Below are 3,865 nucleotides of genomic sequence, written 5' to 3' on the forward strand. Positions count from 1 at the left end.
GCGAGTGGGCGAAGGCGGTGTGCGCGGCTCGCTGGCCACCCGCAGCATCGTCAACAACGGTGCCCTGGTGTTTGCGCGCAGCGGCGACATCGGCTATCAGGGCGTCATCTCCGGCAGCGGCAGCCTGCACCAGCAGGGCGCCGGCATTCTGCGGCTGAGCGGCAACCAGAGCTACACCGGCGCCACCAACGTCGAGGCCGGCTGGTTGGTGCAGGAGGGCGCATCGCGTTCAAGCGCCTTCAACCTCAGCGGCAGTACGGTGCTGGAGTTGCAGGTGAATCAGGGCACGCGCGACGGCGCAGTGGACGTGAAATTCGCCGGCAGCGCCGCCACGCTGAGAAAGACCGGCGCCGGCATGGCGGTTTGGACCGGGTCCAAAGCCGTGTTCGCGCTGGACGAGTTCAGCACCATCGACGTGCAGGGCGGCACCCTGGTCGGGGGGTCCTATGGCAACGAGGACTGGAGCGCCAACAAGAGCCGGCTGAATGTGGCTGCTGGCGCTACTTTTGAAGGTGTGGAAGCCAATGTCCGCGTGGACTCCCTCAGCGGCGCGGGCACCATCAAATCCGGTTTCAACGGCGCGGGCTACAGCGCGTTCACGATGGGCGTGGCCAATGGCTCGGACGTTTTCTCCGGCGTGCTGGGGGGCTCCGGCAACTTCGTCAAGGAAGGAACGGGCTTCCAGGGGCTGACCGGCGCCAACACCTTCACCGGCCGCCTGACCATCAACGGCGGCATGGTGCAGATCGGCAACGGCGGCATCACCGGCTCTCTGGCCACCGCGCTGGTCACCAACAACGGCACGCTGAGCTTCGCCCGCAGCGACAACATCAGCTTCGCTGGCGCGATCGACGGCACGGGCGTTCTCGTCAAGCAGAGCGCGGGTGTGCTGACGCTGGGCGCGGCCAACACCTACACCGGCCAGACCCAGGTACAAAGCGGCGTGCTGCTGCTGCAAAACAGCACCCGCTCCGCTGAGTTCTTCATCACATCACCGACCGCCACGGTGGAGCTCAATGTGGCCAGCGGCACCCGCGCCAATGCCGCCGACACGCTGTTCTCTGGCAAGGGCACCCTGCGCAAGACCGGCGCCGGCGTGGCGACCTGGCAGCAGGGCAAGGCGACTTTTGCAATGGGCAGCGGCAGCCTGATCGACGTGCAGGCCGGCACTCTGGTCGGCGGCTCCCACGCCAATGAGGACTGGACCCGCAACCAGAGCCGACTGAACGTGGCCGCCAATGCCGTCTTCGATGGCGACGAGGCCAATGTCCGCGTCGATGCGCTCAGCGGCGCCGGCCGCATCAAGTCTGGCTACAACGGCTCGGGCTACAGCGCTTTCACGATGGGCGTGGCCAATGGTTCCGGCAATTTCTCCGGCGTGCTGGCGAACAGCGAATCCACCGGCAACTTCGTCAAGACGGGCACGGGCACGCAGACGCTCAGCGGCATCAACACCAACACCGGCACGACGCGGGTGCAGGCCGGCCAACTGACGCTCAACGGCTCGTCGCTGAGCAGCGCCTTCAGCGTCGACGCGGGCGCCACGCTGGGCGGCAGCGGTGCACTGGGCAGCCTGGTGCTGGCCGGCAAGCTCGCGCCCGGCAACTCGCCGGGCCAGTTGAGCGTGGCGGGCAACGCGACGTTTGCCGAGGGCGCCAGCTATCTGTGGGAGATCGCCAATGCCAGCGCCGCCGCCGGGCTGGGGTACGACCTGCTGAGCGTCGGCGGCACGCTGAGCCTGGACGCCAGCGCGGCCAACCCGTTCACCGTCACGTTGAAGTCGCTGCTGGCGAACGGCGGCGCGGGGCTGCTGGCCGGTTTCGACGCCCAGCACAATCACAGCTACACGCTGGCCTATGCGAGCGGCGGCATCCTGGGCTTCTCGGCCAAAGAGTTCAGCATCGACGGCAGCGGTTTCACCAATTCGCTGATGGGCGGCCACTGGTCGGTGGCGGCCACCGACAATGCGCTGAACCTGAACTTCACGGCCGCCGTGCCCGAGCCCGAGAGCTACGCGATGCTGCTGGCGGGCCTGCTGGTGGTGGGGCGGGTGGCCAGGCGCCGGCTGGGCAATCTGGCTCGACCCTGAGATCGGCCATGGCCGGGTTCAAGGCACTGACTTGAACGGTTGGTGCTCGCCCAGCTCGTCGATATAGCCCGCCATCGCCTCGCCCTCGCGAGCCAGAAAGTCATTGATGGCATCGGCGAAGGACGGGTGGGCCAGCCAGTGGCTGGACGCCGTGGGCGTGGGCAACAGCCCGCGCGCCATCTTGTGCTCACCCTGCGCGCCGCCCTCGAAGCGCTGGTAGCCATTGGCGATGCACCAGGCCAACGGCTGGTAGTAGCAGGCGTCGAAGTGCAGGTTGGGGATGTGCTCGACGGCGCCCCAGTAGCGGCCGAAGGCGCTGCGGCGCTCGGGGTCCAGCGCGATCAGCGATGTGGCGACGCGCTCATCCCCGCGGCGGGCGGTGAACATCAGCCAGTGCTCCGGCATCTCGCTGGCCATGCGGGCGAAGAAGTCGCGGCTCAGATAGGGCTTGCTGTGGTGCTCGCGGTAGGTCTGCTGGTAGCAGCGGTAGAAGAAGTCCCAGTCTTCGGCGCTGATGGCATTGCCGACGTTCGCCTCGAAAACGACGCCGGCCTCGCGCACTCGGCGCTGCTCCTGCTGGATCTTCTTGCGCTTGTCGCGCTGCAGGCGCGCCAGGAAGGCCGTGAAGTCCGCATCGCCCTCCGACGTCCAGTGGAACTGCACGCCGGCACGGGCCGTGCAGCCAGCTTCGGCCAGTGCCGCCTGATCGGCCTCGTCTCCAAACAACACATGCAGCGACGAGGCCTCGGTCTCCTTGGCCAGCGCCCGCAGCGCCTGGGCCAGCAGCACCCGTGCCTCGTCGTCGACGGCCAGCAAGCGACTGCCGGGAACGGGCGTGAAGGGCACGGCCACGAGCAGCTTGGGGTAGTAGCTCAGCCCATGGCGCTGGTAGGCGTCGGCCCAGGCCCAGTCGAAGACGTATTCGCCATAGCTGTGGGTCTTCAGATAGGCCGGGCAGGCTGCCAGCAGCTCCTCGCCCCGCCACAGCGAGACGAACTGCGGCCGCCAGCCCGTGCCGGCGACGGCACTGCCGCTGGCGTGCAGGGCGCGCAGATAGGCCAGGCGCATGAAGGGCGTCGGCCGCGCCTGGGCAGAAAGCAGGGCGTCCCAATGGTCTTGCGGCAAGGCCTCGGGCGAAGCGTCGACCCGAATGACAATGCTGCTCTCGTGTTCTGAATCGCTGTCGCCCATGCCCTCGCCCTTGAAGATTGCCCTGGCCCAGATCAATGTCGTCGTCGGCGATCTGGTGGGCAACGCGGACCGCATCATTGCCCAAGCGCGCGCGGCGCACACGGCTGGGGTTGATCTGCTCGTCACGCCGGAGCTGGCGCTGTGCGGTTATCCGCCCGAGGACCTGCTGCTGCGCCCGGCCTTTCTTGAGGCCTGCGACGAGCAGTTGCAGCGCATCGCAGCTGAGCTGGCGGGCTGCGAAGGGCTACATGTCGTGGTTGGCCACCCGCGCGAGCGCGAGGGCGGGGCGGTGCGGGAGCGCAGCTGGTCTCTGCCACCCTGCCTGAACGTCGCCTCGGTGCTCGCGGGCGGCCAGGTCGTCGCCAGCTATGCCAAGCGCGAGCTGCCCAACTACCAGGTCTTCGACGAGCGGCGTTATTTCTACTCCGRCAGAGATGCCGGGCTTGGCGCTGTCGTCGTCGACGTCAGGGGCCACCGCGTGGGCCTGCTGATCTGCGAGGACGCCTGGTTCGAGGAACCCGCCGCGGCCGCCAAGGCCGCAGGTGCGGAGCTGCTCTGCGTCATCAACGCCTCGCCCTTCCACAT

Annotated in this window: 3 protein-coding genes; 2 read left to right on the forward strand and 1 reads right to left on the reverse strand. The window is 68.0% G+C overall.

The genetic code is table 11. From position 1 onward, the window contains the following. On the forward strand, positions 1-2,089 hold a 2,089-nt coding region (locus AC1DU6_RS22840), incomplete at its 5' end, for an autotransporter-associated beta strand repeat-containing protein (protein ID WP_477859806.1). An 18-nt stretch (positions 2,090-2,107) separates the two neighbouring features. On the opposite strand, the gene AC1DU6_RS22845 is transcribed toward AC1DU6_RS22840, so the two are convergent. Next, a complete protein-coding gene (locus AC1DU6_RS22845; protein ID WP_477859808.1) occupies positions 2,108-3,280 on the reverse strand; it encodes a GNAT family N-acetyltransferase in 1,173 nt (390 codons plus the stop codon). Here AC1DU6_RS22845 and AC1DU6_RS22850 point away from each other — a divergent pair. Then, positions 3,279-3,865: nitrilase-related carbon-nitrogen hydrolase (locus AC1DU6_RS22850; RefSeq protein ID WP_477859809.1), on the forward strand; the 587-nt coding region annotated here is incomplete at its 3' end. The two genes, AC1DU6_RS22845 and AC1DU6_RS22850, sit on opposite strands and share 2 nt — an antisense overlap.

It is taken from the genome of Roseateles sp. P5_B10 (genome assembly GCF_056400485.1).